This window comes from Millionella massiliensis (assembly GCF_900104655.1).
GTDB classification, from domain to species: Bacteria; Bacteroidota; Bacteroidia; order Bacteroidales; family Rikenellaceae; genus Rikenella; species Rikenella massiliensis.
Genome location: NZ_FNWD01000002.1, coordinates 459,890 through 482,906 on the forward strand (window position 1 = coordinate 459,890; position 23,017 = coordinate 482,906).

At 54.5% G+C, this 23,017-nt stretch carries 16 protein-coding genes and 1 pseudogene; 6 read left to right on the forward strand and 11 right to left on the reverse strand.

The features are described from left to right. Positions 1-36 precede the first annotated feature (36 nt). The 6 genes from BQ5379_RS02000 to BQ5379_RS02025 form a co-directional block, all read right to left on the reverse strand. Positions 37-1,305 carry a site-specific integrase gene (locus BQ5379_RS02000; RefSeq protein WP_071133889.1) on the reverse strand — a complete coding sequence of 423 codons (1,269 nt, stop codon included), beginning with the start codon at positions 1,303-1,305 and terminating at the stop codon, positions 37-39. A gap of 590 nt (positions 1,306-1,895) precedes the next feature. Next, positions 1,896-2,693, reverse strand: coding sequence for a DUF1266 domain-containing protein (locus tag BQ5379_RS02005; protein WP_071133890.1), 798 nt, complete (start codon positions 2,691-2,693; stop codon positions 1,896-1,898). 315 nt (positions 2,694-3,008) lie between these two features. After that, positions 3,009-3,491, reverse strand: a complete 483-nt coding sequence (locus BQ5379_RS02010) for a hypothetical protein (RefSeq protein WP_071133891.1) — start codon at positions 3,489-3,491, stop codon at positions 3,009-3,011. Positions 3,492-3,597: 106 nt separating this feature from the next. Further along, positions 3,598-4,212, reverse strand: coding sequence for a TetR/AcrR family transcriptional regulator (locus tag BQ5379_RS02015; RefSeq protein WP_071133892.1), 615 nt, complete (start codon positions 4,210-4,212; stop codon positions 3,598-3,600). A 61-nt stretch (positions 4,213-4,273) separates the two neighbouring features. After that, complete coding sequence (locus tag BQ5379_RS02020; protein WP_262493651.1) at positions 4,274-4,924, reverse strand: YczE/YyaS/YitT family protein; 651 nt, start codon at positions 4,922-4,924, stop codon at positions 4,274-4,276. A 270-nt stretch (positions 4,925-5,194) separates the two neighbouring features. Then, the gene (locus BQ5379_RS02025) at positions 5,195-6,109 is read right to left on the reverse strand and encodes an AraC family transcriptional regulator (RefSeq protein WP_235846018.1); all 915 of its coding nucleotides are present in this window, start codon (positions 6,107-6,109) and stop codon (positions 5,195-5,197) included. 62 nt (positions 6,110-6,171) lie between these two features. On the opposite strand from BQ5379_RS02025, the gene BQ5379_RS02030 reads away from it, so the two are divergent. Next, positions 6,172-6,792 (forward strand): nitroreductase family protein, encoded by a 621-nt coding sequence (locus BQ5379_RS02030; RefSeq protein ID WP_083377525.1) that lies wholly within the window; start codon positions 6,172-6,174, stop codon positions 6,790-6,792. Between the two features lie 2 nt (positions 6,793-6,794). After that, on the forward strand, positions 6,795-7,442 hold the full coding sequence (ribB, locus tag BQ5379_RS02035) for a 3,4-dihydroxy-2-butanone-4-phosphate synthase (protein ID WP_071133894.1): 648 nt from the start codon (positions 6,795-6,797) through the stop codon (positions 7,440-7,442). A 141-nt stretch (positions 7,443-7,583) separates the two neighbouring features. On the opposite strand, the gene BQ5379_RS02040 is transcribed toward ribB, so the two are convergent. The 3 genes from BQ5379_RS02040 to BQ5379_RS02050 all read right to left on the reverse strand — a co-directional run bounded on the left by BQ5379_RS02040 (position 7,584) and on the right by BQ5379_RS02050 (position 12,724). Then, entirely contained in the window at positions 7,584-8,993 is a 1,410-nt protein-coding gene (locus tag BQ5379_RS02040) for a DHA2 family efflux MFS transporter permease subunit (protein ID WP_071133895.1), read from the reverse strand. Then, positions 8,993-10,336 (reverse strand): MATE family efflux transporter, encoded by a 1,344-nt coding sequence (locus BQ5379_RS02045; protein WP_071135504.1) that lies wholly within the window; start codon positions 10,334-10,336, stop codon positions 8,993-8,995. The genes BQ5379_RS02040 and BQ5379_RS02045 overlap by 1 nt, the downstream gene beginning before the upstream one ends. 210 nt (positions 10,337-10,546) lie before the next feature. Beyond that, positions 10,547-12,724, reverse strand: coding sequence for a Tex family protein (locus BQ5379_RS02050; RefSeq protein WP_071135505.1), 2,178 nt, complete (start codon positions 12,722-12,724; stop codon positions 10,547-10,549). A 114-nt stretch (positions 12,725-12,838) separates the two neighbouring features. Between BQ5379_RS02050 and BQ5379_RS02055 the strand changes: the two genes are divergently transcribed. Next, a complete protein-coding gene (locus tag BQ5379_RS02055) occupies positions 12,839-13,504 on the forward strand; it encodes an MBL fold metallo-hydrolase (RefSeq protein ID WP_071135506.1) in 666 nt (221 codons plus the stop codon). 25 nt (positions 13,505-13,529) lie between these two features. Beyond that, positions 13,530-14,081 carry a WG repeat-containing protein gene (locus BQ5379_RS02060; protein WP_071133896.1) on the forward strand — a complete coding sequence of 184 codons (552 nt, stop codon included), beginning with the start codon at positions 13,530-13,532 and terminating at the stop codon, positions 14,079-14,081. A gap of 235 nt (positions 14,082-14,316) precedes the next feature. Here BQ5379_RS02060 and BQ5379_RS02065 read toward each other — a convergent pair. Both BQ5379_RS02065 and BQ5379_RS02070 read right to left on the reverse strand, forming a co-directional pair. After that, a pseudogene (locus BQ5379_RS02065) lies at positions 14,317-15,609 on the reverse strand (malic enzyme-like NAD(P)-binding protein); the annotation flags it as partial. A gap of 199 nt (positions 15,610-15,808) precedes the next feature. After that, positions 15,809-20,155, reverse strand: a complete 4,347-nt coding sequence (locus tag BQ5379_RS02070) for an acyl-CoA dehydratase activase-related protein (protein WP_071133898.1) — start codon at positions 20,153-20,155, stop codon at positions 15,809-15,811. Between the two features lie 305 nt (positions 20,156-20,460). On the opposite strand from BQ5379_RS02070, the gene BQ5379_RS02075 reads away from it, so the two are divergent. Further along, on the forward strand, positions 20,461-21,435 hold the full coding sequence (locus BQ5379_RS02075) for a hypothetical protein (protein ID WP_143039366.1): 975 nt from the start codon (positions 20,461-20,463) through the stop codon (positions 21,433-21,435). 51 nt (positions 21,436-21,486) lie between these two features. Then, positions 21,487-22,773 carry a hemolysin family protein gene (locus BQ5379_RS02080; protein ID WP_071133900.1) on the forward strand — a complete coding sequence of 429 codons (1,287 nt, stop codon included), beginning with the start codon at positions 21,487-21,489 and terminating at the stop codon, positions 22,771-22,773. The last annotated feature ends 244 nt before the right edge of the window (positions 22,774-23,017 follow it).

A 23,017-nucleotide genomic window follows, 5' to 3' on the forward strand; every position in this document is an offset into this window, starting at 1 on the left:
CGAAGATCACAGCCCAATTAACATACAATAGCTAACCTACCTCTCGTCAAATTTACTCATAGCCTCGGCTTTGATACGGTCGGCCACGTCGATATATGGTTTCATCGCCTTATAGTCGCTGTGGCCGGTCCACTTCATGACCACCTCGGCTGGGATCCCCATCGACAAGGCATTGCAGATAAACGTGCGACGACCGGCGTGCGTGGTCAGCAGTTCGTATTTCTTGTGGATCTCGTCATAACGTTTATTTCCACGATAGTAAGTAATAGTCACCTCACTGTCCAATCCGCACATCGCTCCCAACTCCCTCAAATACTCATTCATCCGTTGATTGGAGATCACAGGTAGCGCCCGGTCATTCGGGAAGGATGCACCCTGATACTTTTCCAGAATCGAACGAGAATACTTGTTCAGATCTATCCGCAACGAATCGCTCGTCTTCATCGTCGTTACCTCTATGTGGTCAGCATAAATATCCGATTTGCGCAGGTTCTCCACATCCGAATACCGCAACGAGGTAAAGCAACAAAAACAGAAGACATCCCTAACCCGCTGAAGGTACTTCTTGCTTTCCGGAATAGGGTAGTGGTAAACCGTCATCAGTTCATCCCAATCTAAAAAGATAACTTTTTTCTCGGCACTCTTCAACTTCGGAGCAAACAACGAATATGACGTGTTCGTGTTGTATCCTTTCTTCGTAGCCCATCGCAAGAACCATTTGAGAAAACCGAGTTGCTTTCCTATCGTTGAATTTCTCATTTGGCAGTTGTCCTTCAAATACCCAACCCACTCCGTCAGCTTGGATTCGGACAACACTTCAAAGGTCAGCTCCCGGTCAAAATCCCACAAATGTGCTCGCAAAGCCGCAAACTTCTGAATGGTTGCCGAAGTCCAGTCATTCAGTTTACCCTGTTCCTTAGTAAACTCATCGAAATACTCAAATAGCGTACGTCGCACCACGACAGGAGCCAACCCCAGGGAGTCCCGGTTGGCAGCATTGAAGCTCTCCCGCAACTGATCGGGAGTAGGAATTTCCTCTTGTACTTCCCATGCTTTAAACACATCGTCCATCAAAGTCTCTAACCGCTGAATCTCTTTATTGATCTCCGAAGCAGTCTGTTTGCGCCTATTGGTCGTGTTCGCCTTGCAGCGTTGTGTTTCCGTATTCCATTTTTCAATATCCACACGATACCCCACAGAGAATGCCACAATATGCCCGGCATACTTGATCCGATAACGCAGTTTAGCATCTGTTTTCCCGGGTTCTTTGTCGAGTAGGAATTGGCATTTACGTTTGATCTCCATGTCAGATAATTTTAGTCCCTGTTCTACAAAAGTAGGGACTAAAATCGGTATATTCTAATGAATTTTAAAGATTCGCACAAGGACGTGAAAAATGTAAATCACTCTGTTTTACAGAGTTTTGTATATTATGCTATGTTCTAAGATTCATAACGTTCGAGAGCCCCTCTCTCCGCAGAATTCAATCAATAAAGAGCCGTAAAACGAATGTTTTTACGGTTCTTCTCTTTTACCCCCAAACAATCTCTTCCCCAATAACATTACGTCCACATATCGATGCACTAATTTTTTTAGATTTAACGCATTCCCTCTGTAACAAGGACGCAAGATACTCCTAAATCGATCACCAAAGAGAAACTGCTACCGCAAACTCTCAGTCTACTTTTTTTCAGAAGATAATCATTACCCTTGAAACATCATATTCGTAGTGCAATAAGCATCACATTAATGATACTAATAATAGATGTACCGCGATGTTGACGAAACCATTCGCACTCACTCCATCTTGCTGAAGTATCGTAAATAGACGATCGGCATGGTGAAACGCAATGTTCTCACCATGCCGATCATTTTACGGTCTACCATTATCAATCTTACAAGGGATACCGCATCCATGGACTTTTCGTATCGGTTAGCAACGTGTCCGCCTTGCCCTTCATCACCGAATTGTAGGAGCGTTTTCCGCCCCACATCGAACGACCAAGAATGTAACTCATTGCCAGATCATTCCATGACGAAAAATGTTCACGTGCCAAACGATAGGCCTCTTCGATATAATGCCACGCTTCGTTTTCGGTCAAATAACCCATTTCGAAGCAGGCACGGGCCAGAAAACAGCCCCGCCCGGCATCCCAGCCGACCACTCCATAACGCTGTATATCTGCCTTCGACGCAATCACACCGCAAGTGATCAGCTCATCGTAGGTTTCCTGCAAATTGTGGAGTTGCGACGTCACCTTGTCGTAATCCTCCTGAGAGGTCATGTTTTGCTGGAAGACACGATCCTGGTGCTGAGGATCATCCAACAGAAAGGCCTCCCACACAAACGGGAAATAGTAGCGAAAACCTTTCCCTGCCAGATAATCAAGCTCCTCGACGGCATCGTCATGGTTTTCTATTCCCCACCAGTTACCCAGAATCTCCGGCAGCTCATCCCGAATACCCGTTTCGAGCGAATTCTGATAGGCACCCTGTTGAGCCGCATAGAGAGCTCCGACAGCCAGCATCTTACACTGCTCGGCATCGAGTGTTGAGTGGGGGTTGAGATAAACACTGCGATAGGCCCGACGGATTTTACGAGCCATCGCTACGGCTCGTTTCGCTTTTTTGAAAATCCAGACGCCAGCGCCAACGACCGCAATCGTCAGCATGATATAAAATTCGTAACTCATCAATTTCAGTTTTTAGTCAATTTGATTGTTAGCACAGACAGCTCTTCGTCGAACAAGTATCAAGCATCGCATGACCCCAAAGGAAGAGAGACCCGCGTATGGATTAAAACAAGGAGGCCGAAACAAGATTCCATAAAACAGTCCTCTTATCATATGGATCCGTCAATAGTAACCTCACCGACAGCATCCACAGCAAACAGATACACTATGAATACGAAGAACCTGATCCGCGATTCCCACAGTTTCTCCCTTTCAGGAGAATCGGCAAACCAATTCCGGCAGGCAAGCCGCGGGAACTTAGCTCTCAGACAGAAATTAATGACCGAGGATAGCTCGGAACTCTTCGAACTCCTCCCAAGAGTCGAAATACTTGGTTTCGAAGATGACGAATTTATCGGGCAGCGACACCTTGCACTGGTGTTCTTCGGCGTCGTCCTTAATGTATTCGATATCCGAAATGAGGAACGAGTCGTACTCGACCTTTCCCTTGTTGACAGACGGATAAGTGACACGACCTCCGTCAATAGTGATCGTTCCGCCCTGTGCCGCAAGCGTACGCGCCTTACGCATGCTGAAGAAGGTGAACAGTAGCAGCAATGCGCCCCCCACCATCAGAATTGTAGAGAATACGGCAGGCGAAAGAATACGCACCTGTCCGATCCGGATACCGAAGGGCCAAATGGCCGGCACAACGATCATGCCGATGCCGAAAGCCAGATTCGACCATTGATTCGTAAACATGCTTCCCGGGGTGTAGTTGAAACTTTTGTGAAGCGTTTCAAAAGGTTTGTTTTCCATAATTTATTACCGATTGGTCATTTTTAGTTTCAACAAAGGTATAATAAAAAAGCAAAAATATGACCCTCTGGTCATATTTTTGCTTTTACTATGAAAATTCGAGTTCCTAACGTTTGAGCAGACCGTATATATACCTGAAACGGCGACCGAGTTGCTCCGTGTCAAGCCCCGTGAAAAACGACATTTCGAACGAGAGTCCTACGAACACCTGCCTGAAAAGAGCAACCGCCTCATCCACATCCGTATCGGAACTGATCTCTCCACTCTCGACAGCTCGGCTGACCACCCGCCGCCAATGGTCATACTCCGTCGCAAAGAGCTGATCGATTTTTGTTTTGGAATCGGGATAGTAGGCCAGGACCTGTTGTATGAAATGGAAATAGCCCGCATTGGCCGAACGACCAGGCATGGTTTCGATATCGAAATTTCCCAGTCTGACAATCTCGGCCATCGTTCGTTTCACCCCCTGCACATACTTTTCGAGATAATCGGCCAGCGTTCCGTCCGAGTCATCATACTTTTTCTGAGGATCCTGCGCCACGAACAGAAACCGGTCGGCCACAGCCACGAAAAGATCCTGTTTGGTGGGGTAGTAGTTGAAAATTCCAGTTTTGGTCAGACCAACCTTTCGGGTAATCATCTGCAAACTGACCCGCTCGTAGTTCATCGACATGAACAACCGAAGCGCATTTTGCAGAATCTCTTCACGATTCGTTTTCATAACAATACCAACTTCATCAAAACAGAGATGGATAGAGTCAGACAACAGTCTGCACCTACTTTCACCGGCGCACCTGCAGCCAGTGGTTTACGTAGCGATCGGCCAATCGTCCCGTGAAGCCGACGCTCTTGCCGATCAGGATAGCCGAAATCAGCGTACCGACTCCCACACCGACCACTTTATGGGCGATAACCAACCCCGAAAGAATCGTAAACGTCACCAGCAAAATATCGAACCGCACACGCAGATACGAGAAGGGACGGTTCAGCGTTCGACACAACGTATCGACTATTCCGTTACCGGGGTCGAGCACCAGGTTGGCTTTGGTCATGCCATAGACACCGATTCCCGTCAGAATGTTCGACACGACGAGCAACACCAGCCCCAGTGCAAAAGGCGGATTTATTTCGGGTACGATCCAGTCGTACAGCCCAATGAAACAGCCGACCAGACAAGCCATCGGAATCTGCAACAACAGTTTCGGCGACAAAGATTTAAGAAGCAGTGCCTGGATGGTGATAAAAATAAAAAACAGAATGACATTCGCCGTTCCGAAAGAGATATGCAGGAATTTGGAGTACGAATAGGCTACCGAACTGATGGCTGCCACTCCCAGCAGCGAACGTGTACTTAAAAGGATGCCCAAAGCCATGACGTTCATCCCGAGCAGATACAGAATTGTACGTCGATTACAGAAATTACGCAAACTCATAATGACCTTTCAGATAACGTTCATCGCACACGCGCTTCCGTTTCGCCCAGCGACCTTCCACTCCTTTCAGACATTCACTCCCGCACGTGCCGAAACACCCCGCACAATATCCACCATCCGCCCATGCCAGAACGTTCAGATTGCAAAATTAACCATTGGAATCGATAAACCGATACATTTTCCGGATAATCAACGGTATTGTGTCGTCAATGCCACTTTCAACACCCGAAGAATACGATTATATACGATTGTTTCCGGGCCACAGGTACGTTATCGGACAGCCGCATTAATCTGTAGGCGATATTCAGACGGAGTGCGGCGCATCACCTCCCGGAACTGACGATTGAAATGCGAGAGGTTATTATAGCCCGACTCGTAGGCGATTTGCGAAACGGTCAGATCGGAGTGAGCCAGCAGTTTGCAAGCATATTCGATCCGCATCTCACACAAGTAGCGGAATATGCTTTTATCGGTCCGCTGCCGGAAAGCCCGACATAACGCTGCCGGGTTCATCCCGGCCACATCCGCCAGTCGCCCCAGCTCGATTCGTTCACGAAAATGGCTGACCAGGAATGCACAGACACGTTCCGTCGGGCCACTCCCCATTTCGCCCCCTCTACCTTCAGCACCGAACTCCACTTCCGACAACACGCAGTAATCCGACGACTGTGCCAACATATCCAACACCTCCAACAGCACCACCAGTTTTTTTACACCGGCACTGTGATCCAGAACATGCATCTGCTCGACGACACGACCTGCCAGCTCTTCGCTGCGAAAACGAAGTCCCTGGCGACTTTTATCCAGCAACCGCGCCACACGTGCATATTCAGGGATACTGCTCATCGCATCCGGAAAAATCGTCGGAGGGAATTGCAGTGCTTCACCCGAACTCGGCACCCCAGCCGCAGCCGACAACACCGTATTACACAGATGCAGATGCGGAATATTACTGCCAATCAACATCAGGTCACCCGCCGTGTAATCCGCAGCCGCTTCGCCTACAAACACTTTCCCGCTTCCGGCCGTAATCGCCATCAGTTCGAATTCCGCGTGACGATGGCGCGGCAACACGAACCGCGGATAGATCATGTGGCTGAACGACGATTCGACTCCATGCACGATTTTACGTTCCAATATAGCCATACGCAAATATACGCAGCAATGATGCAAAAATAGCATCATACAGAGAAAGATCACATGAGTAATTTTGTTACCTGAAAAAACAAACATCAAACTCAATCGCTATGAAACATACCCTGATTTGCCTGATGGCCGTTGCCGGTATGGCGACAGCCGGGCTGACGGCTCAGGCCGCGACTCCGCTTGAACCACAGACCCAGACCCTGCAACCGATCAAACTGAACACGCCGAACCTCAAACGCGGCGAATCGATCATGCAGGCCCTCTCGAAACGTCAATCGATCCGCACGTACGCCAACAAAGAGCTCAGCACGCAAGACCTTTCGGACCTGGTGTGGGCCGCCAACGGCATCAACCGGCCCGAGTCCGGCAAACGTACCGCCCCATCGGCCATGAACAAACAGGACGTAAAGGTTTACGTCTGCACCGCCAAGGGGAGCTACCTCTACAATCCGCAACAGCGCACGCTCGACCCGCTGACCGCCGGTGACGCACGGCCGACCCAGCAGGCACCGGTCGTACTGGTGCTCGTCACCGACACCAACGAAAGTTGGGCACCGCTCGATGCTGGGATTGTGTCGCAAAACATTTCGCTCTTCTGCGCCGGCACCGGACTGGGTACCTATGCCCGCGGCACCATGGATCGCAACAAGTTGAAAACGGCCCTGAAACTGACCGGCACACAAACCATCATGCTGTGCCACCCGGTAGGCTACGTCAAATAATCATGGAGACGAACGAACTGCTCGGCCGGTACGGTACACCCGCTGAAAGGGTCACACGCGCCGCAGCCGCCCTGCGGGAGGGTAGGGGCATCCTGCTCACCGACGACGAAAACCGAGAAAACGAAGGCGATCTGATTTTTGCTGCCACGACGATGACCACCGAACAGATGGCCCTGATGATCCGCTCGTGCAGCGGAATCGTCTGTCTCTGTCTGCCGCCCGACAAAGCCCGGGAACTGGCCCTGCCGCTGATGGTCGAGCACAACACCAGTCGATACGGTACCGCCTTCACCATCTCGATCGAAGCCGCCGAAGGCGTTACAACCGGCGTTTCGGCCTCAGACCGCATCCAGACAATCCGCGCAGCGGTCGCTCCGAACGCAACACCCGCCTCGTTGAGCCATCCGGGACATGTTTTCCCGCTGATCGCCCGCGCAGGAGGCGTACTCGAACGCGACGGGCATACCGAAGGGAGCGTCGATCTGGTCCGTTTGGCCGGTCTTTCTCCCTATGCCGTGCTTTGCGAACTGACCAACGAAGACGGCACCATGGCACGTCTGCCACAAATCGTCGAGTTCGCCGAACAGCATGACTACCCGGTGGTGACCATCGCCGACATTCAGGCCTGGCGAACGACCCACAACGACTAAACCTCACCGCCATCACGCAACAGAGCCAGACTCATCACATTGAGTCTGGCTCTGTTGTTTATTTCCTACGACAGAGGGTCAACACTGTTTTGAAACCATGTCACATCGTTTTGCCCTGAAAGGAGTAAATCGTTCCACCGACTATCTCTTTCCGCGCACCGCATTGCCGGCCGTCGGCTTCAGCAGCGCATAGCCGAACAGGTGCAGGAAACCGACCGCAGCAATCATCAGAAAGGCCAACCGGAAATCAGGCACGGTATAGTGTCCCGCCACCCCTCCGTCGAGGATATTGGCAAAACGCAACGCCACGGCCCCAACCGCAATTCCCATCCCGGTCGACATCTGCTGGATCGTGCTGTACAACGTATTGGCCGGCGTCATTTTGCGTTCGGCAATATCGGCAAAAGCCAGCGTCGTGAGCGAACTGAACTGCATCGACCGCACCATCCCGGAAAGGAACAGCGTCAGGACGATGATCCAAACCGGCGTTTCGGGCAGGAACAGCGCCGTGAAGACCGTAAAGAGTGCCACCAGCGCCCCGTTGACCAACAGAATCGTCCGGAACTTGAAATGACGGATAATCCACACCGTAGCCGATTTCATCGAGAGGTTGCCCACCATCGTGGAGAGGAACAGTAGCCCCGATTCAAAGGGGCTGAGGCCGAACCCCTCCTGGAACATCAACGGCACCAGGTACGGAAACGAACCGATCACGATTCGCGACACGGAGCCGGTCCAAATGGTGATGCTGTACGTACGGATCCGCATCACGGAGTAGTCGATCAGCGGAGCCTTCATCCGTTTCGACAGCCAAACGTTGACCGCCAGCACAGCCAGACTTCCGCCCACAGTCGCCAACGCAGCCCAATACGAAACATCGGTTTTGCTGAAAAGTTCGACTCCGTACATAAAGCCGGCCACCGCCACGCCGCTCAGCACAAAGCCGACCCAGTCGAACGGTTTTTTGACGACCGCCCGTCCCGTTCGCGGTTCCTCGTTGGGGATGTAGTGCCACGCCAACAGGATACAGGCGATACTGATCGGCACATTGAGGTAGAAAATCCAGCGCCACGACCAATAGGTAGTCAAATAACCACCGATCATCGGCCCCACGATCGGTGCCACAAGGGCAGGCACCGTAATGTAGTTCATGGCCGCAGCCAGCTCATCTTTCGGCGTAACCTTCAGCACCGCCAGCCGTCCCACGGGCACCATCATCGCCCCGGCCATCCCCTGCAACAGGCGATAGATCACGAACTGAAGCAGGTTCTGAGACGTGCCGCACAACACCGAGGCCAAAATAAAAAACGCAATGGCCGAACAGAAGACCCGCCGCGTACCGTAGCGGTCTGCAATCCAGCCGCTCATGGGGATAAAGATGGCCAACGCCATCAGGTAGGAGGTCACGCCCGTACTCAGGTGGACCACATCCGTTGCAAAGGCATCGGCCATGGCAGGAATAGCCGTATTGACCGCCGTGGTGTCGAGAAACTGCATGAAAAAGGCGATCGCCACCACCAGTGAGACCCGTATCGTCGTCCGTTTGTCCATTACACCCGATTTTTACCCGTCCGATTGTAGAAACGTCCCATCATCATGAGGCCCGCCGAGAGCAGCCCTATCGGGAAGCCCCACCAGATTCCGAAGATCCCCCCGTGCAGCACGAAACCGAACAGATAGCAGAGCGGCAGGGCCAGCACGAAATAGCCCAGAAGCGAGATCACCGCCATCGAGGTCACGTCGTTCATCCCGCGCAGCGCATTGGCATAGGTGACCTGGAACACATCGCCGACCTGCAACGTCAGCAGAATCAGCATCAGCACCGAGACGATCTCCGCCACTTCGGGCGGAGCATTGAAAATACGGGCCATGAAGGGACGGAGCGCCAGGAAGGCACAGCAGATCACCACGGACATCGCCGCCATGAGCTGCAGACCGGCCCGCACGGTTCGCCGCACCCCCGTCGAGTCGCGCCGTCCGTAAAAGTGGCTCACGCGAATGGAGATCGCCGCACCCGTTCCGTAGTAAAGCAGGATACCGAGCGTCGAGACCGAGAGAATCACCTGATGCGAAGCCAGTTCGACCGCGCCAAGCCATCCAATCATCACGCCAGCAATGCTGAACATACCGTTTTCAATCCCCATCTGCAGACCGACCATCGTACCCATACCGGTCAAAGTTCGTATCGACGGCCAGCACAAACGCCCGTCGCGAAACGCCGGACGGTAACGCCGGTAACGCTGCGTGTAAAAAAAGATGACGGCAAACAGCGCGGGCATCAGCACACGGGTCAGCAGGGTGGAGATACCGGCACCCGTAGCCCCCATGTCCGGCAGCCCCAGTTTACCGTAAATCAGGACGTAGTTGCCGAGGATGTTAAAGGCATTTCCCCCGATCATGATATACATCGGAAGCCGCGTATCGGTAATTCCGTCCGCAAACTGTTTGAATCCGTTGAACAGCATGACGAACGGCAACGAAGCCAGTTGCAGGGCGAAGTAGGGTCGGATCAGCGGCAACAACTCTTCGGGTTGCCCCATGCGATCCACATTCAGGTAGAGCACCCCCATCACCGCCATCATGACGACAGCCACAGCCATGTTTACCGCCAGACTGTTTTTCAACCACTGGCCGATGCGCGACGTATCGCCCGTGCCGTAGCTTTGGCCCACGAGCGGGGTCAGACCGTAGGAAAATCCCAGGCCGAAAAGAATGGGAATATTGAAGACACTGTTTACGAAGGATACGGCTGCCAGATGGTCCATCCCATAGCGTCCGACCATCAGCCCGTCCATGAACCCGACAATCACGATTCCGAGCTGGCCGACCATGATCGGCAGTCCGAGTTTGAGCAACTCGCGGTAATCGGAACGGTAGCGAACGAAATAAGACATGGCAACAAGCGGGAGCGGACCGGCCACCCCGAAAAAACGCCCCAAATTTACGCATTTTGCAGTAAAAAACGGCCTTTGTTCTTCCGAGGCATCAAGCTGCGGCGGGCGTACCGGAACAAAGGGGCAACAGGCAACCTGACAAGCCGACCAGCGATCCCCGACAACACCTCTCCGCCCCCAGAAAGAGCAACGGCGAATGAAACCGCAAGATTATGCTTCGGCCGGGACAGACTTCATCGAGAGGCTGATCCGTTTACGCGAGAGATCGACCTCCAGCACCCGAACGCGAACCGTCTGCCGCAATTTGACCACATCGGCCGGATTCTGGACGAAGCGGTCGGCCAGTTGCGAGATGTGCACCAACCCGTCCTGTTTGGCCCCCACATCGACAAACACGCCGAAGCTGGTGATATTGGTCACGATACCGGGCAGCACCATCCCCACCCGGAGGTCTTCGATCGAATGGACGTCGTCGGCAAAACGGAACTCCTGCGCCTCGGTACGCGGATCGCGGCCTCCCTTGGCCAGTTCAGCCACAATTTGCGTCAGCGTCTGCATCCCTACGCCGGGTGCAACGTAGCTCTCGAGCGGAATGCGTCGGCGCGTCGCTTCGCTTTGTATCAGTTCCCCGACGCTGACCCCCAGATCGGCCGCCATCTTTTCGACGATAGCATAAGATTCGGGGTGTACCGCCGTATTGTCCAGCGGATTGGCAGCCCCGTCGATACGCAGGAAGCCGGCCGACTGTTCGAAAGCCTTGGCTCCCAGCCGCGGCACCTTCAGCAACTCTTTTCGAGAGCGGAACGCCCCATTGGCGGCCCGGTAGGCCACGATATTACCCGCCAACACCGGCCCCAGACCCGACACATAGGTCAGCAGATGTTTCGAGGCGGTGTTGAGGTTGACCCCCACACGGTTCACACAACTCTCGACCACCGTATCGAGACTCTGTTTCAGTTTGGTCTGATCCACATCGTGCTGATACTGACCCACGCCGATCGACTTCGGGTCGATCTTCACCAGCTCGGCCAACGGGTCCATCAGCCGCCGACCGATCGAGACCGAGCCGCGAACCGTCACGTCGTAATCCGGGAACTCCTCGCGGGCCGTGGCCGATGCCGAATAGACCGAAGCGCCGTCCTCGCTCACCAGATAGACGCCGACCGGCCGACCGTCGGCAGTTTTCAACGCCAGCTCCTGCACCAATCGTTCCGACTCGCGCCCGGCAGTCCCGTTACCCACGGCGACCGCCTCAATGCGATAGTCGCGCACCAGGCGGCGGAGTACCTCGCCGGCTTCGGCACGTCGGTTCTGAGGCGCGTGCGGGTAGATCGTCTCGTTGTGCAGCAGGTTTCCCTGCGCATCGAGACACACCACTTTGCAGCCAGTTCGATAGCCGGGGTCGATGGCCAGCGTCCGTTTCTGTCCGAGCGGAGCAGCGAGTAGCAACTGACGCAAATTCTCGGCGAACACACGAATCGCCTCTTCATCGGCCCGCTCTTTCGAGAGCCCAAGCAGTTCCGTTTCGATCGAAGGACGCATCAGCCGTTTGTACCCGTCCGCAGCGGCCCGTGACACCACCTCGACCGCCTGACGATTACGGGCATCGCGCCGTACAAAAATCCGCGTCAGCCGTTCCAGCAGGGTACCTTCGTGGTCGGCGTCAGGTGCAAGCGACAGGCGCAGCACGCCGGCCTTCTCGCCGCGCACCATCGCCATCAGCCGGTGGCTGGCGCAACGCCGAATCGGCTCGCTCCAGTCGAAATAATCGGCATATTTGACCGCCTCTTCCGCCGCCGGATCGACTCCGCGTGCCAGCGTCGAGGTAATCACGCCGTTCGAGGCGAAACTCCGTCGCACACAGTCGCGCGCGGCTACCGATTCGTTGACCCACTCCGCAATAATATCCGACGCCCCGGCCACAGCCGCATCCGTATCGGGGACCTCGTCCCCCTTCACAAATCGACGGGCCAGCACCTCGGGATCGCTCTCCTGCCGCATGATCATCGCGGCCAGCGGTTCGAGCCCCTTTTCCCGCGCGATCGTTCCACGCGTGCGCCGCTTCGGCTTGTAGGGCAAGTAGAGGTCCTCCAGCACGGCACTCTCCCAGCAGTCGTCGATCGACCGGCGCAGTTCGGGGGTCAGTTTTCCCTGCTCCTCGATGGATTGCAGGATGGTGGCCTTGCGCTTTTCGAGCTCGGTATATTTCGAGTAAAGATCACGAATGCGCTCCACGGCCACCTCGTCAAGACCACCGGTAGCCTCCTTGCGGTAACGGCTGATAAAGGGAACGGTACAACCGTCGTCCAGCAGACGGATTGTATTTTCGGTCTGTGCGAGCGACGGAAGCGATAACTGACGGGCAATCAGCCCCGGAATAACGGACATAACAGAAAAGTAAAAACGAATGAGCCCCAAATGTACGTTTTTCCGGGGGAAGTGCAGACGGGTTTCGGATTTCGGCACAAAAAATGCTATATTTATTCCCGATATATTCCCACTATGAGAACACTTCCGAACACCACCGATCGCTACGGCGAATTGAGCGTGACGCCCATCGGCCACGCCTCCCTTTATCTGGACTATAAAAGCGAACGGATCGCCGTCGACCCGTACAGCGAAGTGGCCGATTTCTCGACCCTTCCCGAAGCTACGGTCATCCTGATCACACACGACCACTACGACCATTACGACCCGGAAGCGATCCGCCCGATCGCCACCCCCGAAACGACCTTCATCGCCCCGCCCCAAGTGGCCGAACTGTTGCGTAAGGATGGTTTCGAGCAGCCGATCATCACCCTGGCCAACGGTGACATTGCGGATTACAAAGACCGGATGCGTATCGCAGCCGTACCGGCATATAACATCGTCCGCGAACGCGCACCGGGCCAACCGTTCCACCCGAAAGGCGAAGGCAACGGCTACATTCTGACCATTGACGGAAAACGGATCTACATTGCAGGTGACACCGAAGTCATCCCCGAAATGCGCGAGATCAACTTCATCTTCATCGCATTCCTGCCGATGATGCTGCCCTATACCATCAACGAAGAGGAGTTCATCCAGGCTGCAAAAATCATCGAGCCCGAATTCCTCTATCCGTACCACTACACGTCGATCAACAAGCAGGAGCTGCAACAAGCCTTGCCGAACATCACGATTCGCTAAATCTGCCCGTTAGCCCCATGGTCGCATGTCCGTATTACGCCAAATCACCCTGGGAGCCGTCTGTTGCATCGGCTGGAGCTGCGTCGGCACACGCTGTCTGATCTGTGCGCCGCCTCCCGGAACGGAATCTCCGACGCAAGGCGACCCGGTCGCATACGTCGACACGCGCGGTGATACGATCATTCCCCGTGGAGAGGTTTTGTACTGTGGCGCCGATACAATACGCACGTGGGGATTCGTCATACTGCGCGACGAACAGCGCAAAGGCCCCCACGACCGCTGCATCGCCATCAACCGACGCGGACACAAACTGTTCAACGCCTATTGGTTCGACAACGGACCCGACCTTCCGCAGGAAGGGCTGTTCCGCATCCGGGACGATCGGGGACGCATCGGATATGCCGACACCGCCGGACGCGTGGTGATCGCTCCACGTTTCGAGGCCGCTTTCCCCTTCGAGCATGGACGGGCCCGAGTGGCCCTACAGGCCGAAGAGCTGTCTGATGGGGAGCACACCCGATGGGAAGCAAACAACAGGCTGATAATTGATCGACGGGGCAGGGTAGTCGCCCCATAACCGGCTGCCACTACCACGCTACCCGCACAGACGTGTCATTCCCCGGAAAATCGAGCCGCGGGACAGACAGAAATAAAAAATCTGTCTGCCCCGCGGCTGTTTCATAATTTAACGGTTCGGATACCGTCGGTTTGTTGCACCCGTAGTGTCTGTTTTCTCTCTGCACTAGAAGCAGGGATAGCTCTAAAGCCATGAACCGACACCATAGAGGTACGCCCAGCCGCCCCCGGAGTTATCGCAGAATGGCGTTTTTATGCACCCGGGCCAACATGCACACCAGACCCGCCGCATAGGTATCCCAGTCGGTAATTTCGCGCGTGGCTACGCCCGATTCGATGGCGGCCTTGGCCACAGCCACCGACACGGTAGTCAGCAGCCGTTTATCCAACGGCTTCGGTATCAGGTAGTCGCGCCCGAACGAGAGATGATCGAGGTTATAGGCATGCAGCACTTCGCCGGTCACGGGCTTTTTGGCCAAACCGGCAATCGCTTTCGCCGCAGCGATCTTCATCTCCTCGTTGATGGCCGTAGCACGCACATCGAGTGCCCCACGGAAAATATAGGGGAAACCGATCACATTATTCACTTGGTTAGGATAGTCGCTGCGCCCGGTGGCAAAGATCAGGTCGGGACGCGAAGCCTTGGCCTCCTCGTAAGGGATCTCGGGATCGGGATTGGCCAATGCGAAGACGATCGGATCCGCAGCCATCGTCTTGACCATCTCACCAGTCAGCACACCCGCTTTCGACACACCGAGAAACATGTCGGCACCGACAAGCGCTTCGGCCAGGGTCGAAATATTGCGATCGGTGGCGAACTGCGCCTTTTCGGGGGTCAGCTTGTCGCGCCGGATCGTAATGACGCCTTTGCTGTCGCACATGACCAAATTCTCGCGCCGTACGCCCAGCGAGAGGTAGAGCTTGGCACAGGCCGTGGCAGCAGCTCCTGCCCCGTTGACCACCACCTGAATCTGGTCGATCCGTTTACCGACAATCTCCAGTGCATTGAGCAGGGCCGCCGAGGTGATAATCGCCGTACCGTGCTGGTCGTCGTGCATCAGGGGCAACTTGACCTCCTCCTTCAACCGGCGTTCGATTTCGAAACACTGCGGAGCCTTGATATCCTCGAGGTTGATCCCGCCGAAAGTCGGCGCAATCATCTTGACAGTCTGCACAAACTGGTCCACATCTTCAGTATCGATCTCGATGTCATACGTATTCACACCTGCCAACACTTTAAAGAGCAGTCCTTTGCCCTCCATCACCGGTTTCGAGGCCAACGCACCGATGTTGCCGAGCCCCAGCACGGCCGTACCGTTCGAAATCACGGCCACCAAATTCTCTTTGGCGGTGTATTCATAGGCTTTTTCGGGGTCGTCGTGAATCTCCATACTCGGGACAGCCACACCCGGTGTGTAGGCCATCGAGAGGTCGTATTGGGTCATAAAAGGCTTGGTGGGAACCACTCCCAGCTTGCCTTTCGGCGCCGAGCTATGATAGCGCAAAGCTTCTTCTTTCAGATCTTTCATACAAAAATGGTTTGTTTATGGATTTGGGGTTGTTTGCATTGAATGAATAAACGGATCGATGGTCCGTTTATTTTAACAAATTATAGAATTATTTCCGGAATCACCATTCTTCGGGAAATTTGCACCCGCGAGAGACAGAAATGACAGCCGCTCAGGAAAAGTGCGACTGCCATTTCATCATGTTTCCAGAACAGAAAGGTCAGACGCAGGCCTTCTCCTGCTGTTTTAGGTTGTTGACCATCAGGTGGAGCCGGTTTAGCACGTTCACTTCGCTCACGCCGCTGTCGAAGTCGAGAAACAGCAGCCCCATCTGAGGGAACATGTCACGAACCTTTTTCTCAATCCCCTTCGAGATGATGTGGTTGGCGATGCACCCGAAAGGCTGGAGGCTGATCACATTCCGAACGCCGGAGTTGGCAAAACCGACCATCTCGGCTGCAATCAGCCACCCCTCGCCAAACTGGGCCGTCAGCGGCACCAGACGTGAGGCATGTTCGGCCTCCTCGAAGATCTGACCAAACGGGATGTGGTATCGGAATGCACTGCACGCCCGATTCGCCTTGTCGAGATAACCGTTGGCCCACTTGTAAAGCTGGTCGAAAACAAACTCCGGAATGATCGAACCACCGGTCAGGTGAGCCGCCTTGTTGACCTTGCGGTTAACGAAAGCCTGCATAAAGAAGTTGATGATCGTGGGGGGCACCACCTCGATTCCTTCATCGGCCAGCCAATGCAGGATATCCTTATGGCTGAACGAGTTGAGTTTCAGGTAAATTTCGCCGACCACCCCCACTTTGGGACGCGGGGTGGCGTCGGGAACGACAATCGCATCGAAAGCGGCGGCCGCCTCACTCAACAAGCGGAACAGCGCATCCGGATCGCGACGTTCAATATGGGGAAGCGCACGCTCGATATAGGTTTTACGCAGCTGTTCGGCCTCGCCCTGGATACGCTCGCGAATAACGGAGGCGAAGTAGAATTTGGCCATACAGTCGCCGTAGATCAGCCCGGCCAGGGCGATCGGCGCCATTTTGAACCAGTTGATTTTCAACCCGGACTCGATCTCGCCGCCCGACGTGAGCGAAATGACGGGCACCTGCGAGAATCCGGCATCCACGACCGCCTTTTTCAGCAACGTAAGGTAGTTGGTCGCACGACACTGACCGCCGGTCTGCGTTACGACCAGAGCAACCTCGTCGGGATTGTAACGCCCGGACTCCAGCGCTTTGACCAGATCGCCGACCACCAGCGTAGCGGGGTAGCACACCTCGTTGTTGGCATATTTCAGGCCGCAATCCACCGTAGCACCGTCGGGGCGGGGCAGCGTCTCAGCCTGATAGCCGGCCGCACGGAAAAGCGACTCGATAATCTCAACGTGGGCATCGGAGAAGTGGGGGATCAGGAATTTACGTTTTCGGTCGGCTTTCGTATAGGGCTTCGTCGTGACGAAAGGCTGAATGGCAGGCGCATCGGCTCCGGCCTTGAATTTCAGGCTCTCGATCAACGAACGTACGCGCAATTTCAACGATCCGATGTTGTTGACGTCGTCGATCTTGAGGATCGTCAACGTTTTGCCACGACGTTTGAGGATCGCCCGCACTTCGTCGAGCAGGAAGGCGTCGGGGCCACAGCCGAACGAGGTCATCTGCACAAAATGAACATCGTCGCCCTGTTCGGCCACCCACTGCGCCGCCTTCAGGATACGATTCACGTAGCTCCACTGCGGCACCGAGTGAACATGTGTAATATCGATGTCGTCATTGCCGCGAACGACATCCTCCGAGATAACATTCACACCAAAACCAGCGATCATGTCGGAGAGTTTGTGCTGGATCAGCGGGTCGGTATGGTAGGGGCGTCCGGCCAGCAGAATGGTCCGCTCGCCACGGCGTTTGCTGCGCTCCATGAGGCGGAGGTTCATGATTTTGACCTTCGACCGGTACTCTTTTTCAGCGGCCAACGCCTTTTCGACGGCCCGTTTGACGGTTGCATCGGCGACACCCAGCGTACGCAGGTAGTCCCGACAGCAGAGGTATAGCCCCTTGTGATCCTTGAACGTGATGGTGGGCGCATCGAAAGGAATACCGTACTTGCCGGCCGGGTCGATCGAGTTTTTCAGCACCTCGGCATACCCCGAAACTACCGGACAGTTGAAACTGTTATTCTCCTGCACGCCGTCACGCTGTTCGTATATGGTGAACGGGTAGAAGATGCGGTCGACTTTGCGGTCAATCAGGTCGAGCACATGGCTGTGAGCCAGTTTGGCCGGGAAACAGATGTTATCCGACATCACCGATCCGACCCCTTGTTCGTAGCGCCGCATGGTCGAAGGCTCCGACAGCACGACCCGAAAACCGCTCTCGGTAAAGAGCGTATGCCAGAAGGGGAAATCTTCGTACATCCCCAGAATACGGGGAATGCCGATGGTCACAGCGGGAGCCGGTACGATCGGCCCCTTAACGACACCGGTCGGTGCCGACGCGGGAATCGCAGCCGGGGGAACAACCGCCGCATCGGGTCTAGACGCAGCGGCAGCCCGTTCAAACAATAACTCGTACTTACGGGTATAAACGTTATCACCGGTACGACTCTCGGCACCGCGGTTGGTAAACACCTTTTCGCACTTGTTGCCGGAGTAGTAGACGTTACCGTTATTGAAGGTGTAACGGGTCACGAAACACTGGTTTTCGCACCCTTTGCACTGGGTCTGGCGCGACGTATAATCGGCCGTCTGCAGGATCTGGTTCAACGCCACCCCTTTTTCCCCCCGGGCCTGCTCACGAGCGTACAGGGCACACCCGAAGGCCCCCATCAGCTCCGGAATATCGGTAAAGGCAACGAGCACGCCGGCCAGTTTCTCGAAAGCCCGTACGATCGACCGGTTGCGCATCGTGCCGCCCTGTACGACCACATGGTCGCCCAATTCGGCAAGGTTTTTCAGTTTCAGCACTTTATAGAGACAGTTCTTGACAACCGAATAGGCCAGCCCGGCCGAGATGTCGGCCACGGATGCCCCCTCGCGCAGGAACTGTTTCACTTTGGAGTTCATGAAGACCGTGCAGCGCGTCCCCAGATCGCACGGGGCCTCGGCCGTACAGGCCATCGACGCGAATTCGGTCACCGAGTGTTGCAGCGAACCGGCAAAGGCCGAAATAAACGATCCGCAACCGGATGAACAGGCTTCGTTGATCTCGACACGGTAGAGCGCACCGTTTTCGACGAAGAGCGCCTTCATGTCCTGCCCGCCGATGTCCAGAATGAACGACACCTCGGGGTCCACTTTACGGGCTGCCAGGTAGTGGGCGATCGTTTCGATGATGCCACCGTTCAAGCCGAACGCAGCACGGAGCAGGTCCTCGCCATAACCGGTCGAGCAACTGCCCTGTATCTGAATCTCCCGACCGGCCGCAGCAGCTTCGTCAAGAAAACGCTGCAACCCCTTCTGAGCGGCTGCAATCGGGTTCCCTTCGTTATTCGCATAATACGAAAACACGATCCGCTCCTGCCGGTCGATGGCCACGATCTTCGTGGTGGTCGAACCGGAATCGATCCCCAGAAAGCAGGTCCCGTCGCATTCCGCCATGGGAACACGCGGAATGCAGGTCTCCTTTTTCGAGTCTTCCCACGCACGGAGCTCAGCCGCGTCGCGGAACAGCGGTTCGAGACGATGGGTCTGCACGAGATTCCCGTTCTGGTCGCCACGCCGCAGACTGCCGATAAAATCGGACAGGTTCAGCGACTGATCGGCTTTCGAAGGCGAAAGGGCAGCGCCCCAGGCCGAAATCACCGGAGCATTTTCGGGTACGATATACTCCTCGTCACGGAGTCCGAGGTAACGGACAAACGCTTCACGCAAGGCGGGCGTGAAGGCGAACGGCCCGCCGCAAAAGAGCACTTTGGGCTGAACCTGGAATCCGTGCGAAAGGGTGGTAATGGTCTGCACGGCGACGGCATGAAAAACGGATGCCGAGACATCGGCCTTGCTGACGTTTCGTGCAATCAGGTTCTGGATGTCGGTTTTGGAGAATACGCCGCAACGCGAGGCAATGGGGTGAATTTTGGTTCCGGGCTGCATGGCCAGTTGTCCCATCTCGTCGACCGAGCATCCCAGCAGGGTAGCCATCTGGTCGATGAAAGCCCCGGTGCCGCCGGCACAGTTGCCGCTCATTCGCATGTCGGGCAACGCGCCCTCGCGGAAAAAGACCATCTTGGCATCTTCACCGCCAATATCGATCAGGGTCTTGATCTCGGGGTAAACTGTCCGGATCAGGCTGGTAGCCGAAACGACCTCCTGTTCGAAGGGGAGCAAGAAACGTTCGGCGATCCCCATCCCGGCAGAACCGGTCACGGTCAACCGAATTCTCAGGTCGCCAAACCGCTCCATAACATCCGAAAACAGCGTTGCGGCTGTTCCCAACACATCGGCGTGATGGCGTTTATAGGCCGAATAGATAATCTTGCCCTGTTCGTCCACCAATACAATTTTGGCAGTAGTCGATCCTACGTCCAAACCGGCTCGGATCCAATCTTTCCCTTGTCCGCTCATACCTATTTTATCCAGTGGCGCCAAAATTAACAAAAATTTATTGAACTCGTTCCTATTTTTCAGATCTCAACCGACCCGTTTTTTGTCCACCGGAACCCGGATATTATCCTATTCACTGCGCGTCAATAAAGCCTACCCAGACCACACACGTACATATTGCGGCGACATACCAAACAGGAATTTCCTGCAACAAATCTTCAATTTTATATCACACAATCTTTTATTCATAACTCAAAAAGATTACAAAATATTACAACCTCTTGTAATCGAGTAAATTTGAAACACTAAACCGAGAAAAATACCCCATGAAATTACAATCCATTTCCGTATTAAGTCTATTGGCAGCACTGACCATGACTTCCTGCCGTCTGGACAAACCCAATCCCCTGCCCTCAGGAACCACCTGCACCGTTCAGCTCAGCCCCAAACACGAATCCGGCCTGACCGAGAGCGACGAACCGCTGACCATGGCAACCGGCGCAAAAGATCTGTACGCTATCCAGGTTTACAAAAAAGGCACTATCAACGAAGTGAAATATGCCTACGGTATCTTCGACAACGAAGACGACATGCAGCTGGAACTGAGCGCTGGCACCACATATCGCATCGAGATCTGCATGATCGAAGAAGGAACGAGCCGGATCGCGCAGGACGATAACGGCGGTTACCACGAACCGTTTGTTCTCAGCGGATCCAGCGGTGGCCCCGGCAAGATCACCAATCAATTCACGGCATCGATGACTCAAGGATTGAAAACCCTGACCACCGGTTACGCCTATGTCAACCAGGAAGGGGACGAAGCAGCAGGTTACAACCGTCCTCCGATAAGCCGATACTACGGGACGGCCGAAATCACCCCTACGGAAGACACCCGACTAACTATCGACCTGAAATGGGTATGTTTCGGGCTCACCGTCGTTCCGACAGACTTCACCGAAGGACGCATCGAAGTCGAAATGGAGGGAGCTCCGCTACTGACCGTCTCACCCGACGCTCCCGATGCCGTGACTAAACAGATTTTCACGTTCGACCACAGCCTCAGCAGCGACGACTGGACCGCAGACGACTACTCCGAAGAGGTTCCCATCTCCATTACATGGATCAAAGACGACGGCAGCAAGGTGCACTTCCGGTATGCCACCGATCCGACAACCATCAAACGCAAGACCAACAAGATATTCCAAATCTCGTGCGGCAGCAGCTCCTCGGACGGCAACATGACGATTACGAAAGAGGACCCGATTCTGACCGATGAGATCGAGACCCTTGCACTTCCATAAAAAAATCGTATATTCGCCCAGTAACCCTTATTTATAATCGTTACAGGACAAATGGAAATAGTCATAATCGTCCTGCTGCTCCTTTTGAACGGAGTGTTCGCCATGTACGAATTCTCTCTGGTATCGAGCAGCAGGGCGCGCCTGAAGAACGAAGCGGCCCGAGGCAGCCGCAGAGCTGAAAAGACCCTCCGGTTGCTCGACGAGCCGGAAAAAATTCTCTCCACCATCCAAATCGGCATCACCCTGATCGGAATCGTATCCGGTGCATTCGGGGGTGTTTCGCTGGCCGACGACGTCAAACCGCTATTTGAGAAAATCTCCTTTTTGGCGCCATACGCCAACGACCTGGCCATGATCACGGTCGTCGCGCTGATCACCTATCTTTCGCTGATTATCGGGGAACTCGTACCCAAATCAATTGCCCTGGGAAACCCCGAACGGGTCGCTACGTTGCTGACTCCCATCATGATCGGCCTGACCAAAATCTCGTATCCGTTCGTATGGCTGCTCAGCATCTCGACCAAGGTCGTCAACCGCCTGCTCGGTATCAAGAGCGGCGACGAACGTTCGATGACCGAAGACGAAATCAAAATGATAATCCGCCAGAGCACCGAACAGGGAATCCTCGAAAAGGAGGAGACCGAGATGCTTCAGGACGTCTTCCGTTTCACCGATAAACACGCCAATGAACTGATGACCCACCGCAAGGACCTGGTCTATCTGTTCACCCGGCAGAGCCGAGAAGAGGTGCTCGAAACCATTGCCACTGCCCATTACAGCCGTTATCTGCTCTGCGGCGACTCGACCTCCGACATTGTCGGGATGGTATCGGTCAAAGACATCCTTGAACTGTGGCGCGACGGCAAAACCTTTGACCTGCGCGCCATTGCCACCGAACCGCTGCTGGTGCCCGAGAACCTGCAAGCAACACGCGTTCTGAAACTCTTCAAACAACATAAATGCAGCTTTGCAGCCGTCATCAGCGAATACGGCATGATCGAAGGCGTCATCACCCTGCACGACCTGGCCGAAAGCATCCTCGGCGAAGTACCGGACGAAAATGACACCGCCGAACCGGCCTACATCAAACGCAACGACGGGTCGATTCTGGTAGACGGAACCTACAGCGTCGATGATTTCATGGAAGAGATGGGCATCGTTGCAATCGATGACCTGCAAAAAGAGGATTTCAACACGTTGAGTGGTCTGGCCATGTTCATGTTAGGACGCATCCCGACCGAAGGCGACCAGTTCGACTACCGCAATCTCCATTTCGAAGTAGTTGACATGGATGCCAGCCGCGTCGACAAACTGCTGGTCACCGTCAAACCCGAATAATTCATCTCCGGCCGTTTGGCCAGTTCCGCGGAGAACGGTTCTTGAAATCGCAAGCCGAGAACGAAATCTTGCCGCTTAACGGAACCATACAAGCAACAAAGTAGGGAGCGGGATTTCCGTAAAAGGGAAATCCCGCTCCCTATTTCATATCACTAAAGGTTAGCCGGAGATCTACATATTATACTCTTTTCGAGCCATTGAAAATAGCCCCACTCTCATATCAATAATTCACCCCCAAGGAGGC